We start from the raw sequence: 1,609 nt of genomic DNA, 5'->3' as shown, positions 1-1,609 counted from the left end.
TAGCCCGTATAATTCATCGGGGGTTGGCGGATGTAGCGTAAGCATCTGATTTAACGTATGATTTGGTTGTCTAATCCGATCAACGTCATTTCAAGAAAGCTACACCCGCCATGGACGATCCTACGCTGCCGCTACCTGGTCTGTCACCTGTTTCGGGCAAGCGGTTGGACGTCAGATTTGACGGCGGTCTGCTATCGTCAGACGGCGGGATTTTGCTGTTGCGCGAGGTGGAGCAGCGCCTTGGCGTTGCGGATCGCATGGCGGCCTGCATCAAAGATCCCCGCGCGCCGGATCTGATCACCCACAGCCTTACCGACATTATCCGCTTCCGGCTGATGATGATTGCGGCGGGTTACGAGGATGGCAATGACGCCTCCAGTCTGCGCGTCGACCCGATGTTCAAGCTGGCCCTTGATCTGGCACCTTCGGATCGCGCGCTATGTTCGCAGCCGACGATCTCGCGACTGGAGAACCTGCCTGATACGCGTGCGTTGCTGGGCATGGGCCGGGCGATGGTTGATCTGTATTGCGATTCCTTCCGCACCGTGCCCAAGCGTATTGTCCTCGACATTGATGACACATTCGATGCCGTGCATGGCGGCCAGCAGTTGCGATTATTCAATGCCCATCATGACGAATATGGCTTCCAACCCATCGTCGTGTTCGATGGCGAGGGCCGCTTCATCACTGCCGTGCTACGCCCGGCCAAACGACCCGGCGGCAAGGAAATCAGGGCTTTCCTGCGCCGCCTGATGCGTGCAATCCGCGCCAACTGGCCAAGAACGCAGATCATGCTGCGCGGCGACAGTCATTATTGCTGTCCCGAGGTCATCGACTGGTGCCGGGCGGGCGGACACGACTTCATCCTGGGCGTCGCGCCGACCTCGACATTGCGCCGCCATGTCACCGATCTCGAAACCAGCACCAAAGCGCGCTTCGAGGCCGCAACCGACGATGGCAAGGTGCGCCGCTTCAAGGCATTCCACGACGGCGCTAAAAGCTGGAGCCGCGTCGAGCGGATCATCGCCCGCGTCGAAGTCGGCGATCAGGGGGCCGACACCCGCTTCGTCGTCACCAATCTCAAAAAGGGCTCGCCCCGCTGGCTCTACGAGCAGGTCTATTGCCGGCGGGGGCAGGCGGAAAATCACATCAAGTCGTGGAAAACCCATCTCGCCGCAGACCGTACATCCTGCACAAAGGCCACGGCCAACCAGTTGCGGCTGTTCCTTCATGCCGGTGCCTACTGGCTTATGTGGGGTCTGCGCACCGCCATGCCGAAACGCTCAATATGGCGCACTGTCCAGTTCGATACCTTGCGCCTGCACCTCATCAAGATCGCTGCCCGTGTCGTCGAAATGAAGACCTTGATCCGCGTCCAATGGCCCACCGCCTGTCCCAACCAGCAGATCGTCCGGGTCGCCCTCGATCGTATCCCTCGCCTCGTTACCTGAACAACGGGCCTGGCCCCAAAAACCAAACCCGTCCCTTCAACCCGCAAGCCTCAACATACCCGACCTTCGGCTCATCCCCGGGAGTGATGCACCGCGCCTGCCTCCAACCAAAAACCGAAATCCTGACGCCCGATCAACAACGCGATGAATTATACGGG

At 59.8% G+C, this 1,609-nt stretch carries 1 protein-coding gene; it reads left to right on the top strand.

What is annotated here, in order from left to right; all coding sequences use genetic code 11:
* Positions 1–110 precede the first annotated feature (110 nt).
* The gene (locus SxD43FB_RS23495) at positions 111–1,451 is read left to right on the top strand and encodes an IS1380 family transposase (RefSeq protein ID WP_043155119.1); all 1,341 of its coding nucleotides are present in this window, start codon (positions 111–113) and stop codon (positions 1,449–1,451) included.
* Positions 1,452–1,609: the final 158 nt, after the last annotated feature.

Source organism: Sphingobium sp. D43FB, assembly GCF_002312805.1.
GTDB lineage: Bacteria > Pseudomonadota > Alphaproteobacteria > Sphingomonadales > Sphingomonadaceae > Sphingobium.
The sequence above is the reverse complement of the archived record's forward strand: the minus strand, read 5'-3'. Positions and strand labels throughout refer to the sequence as shown.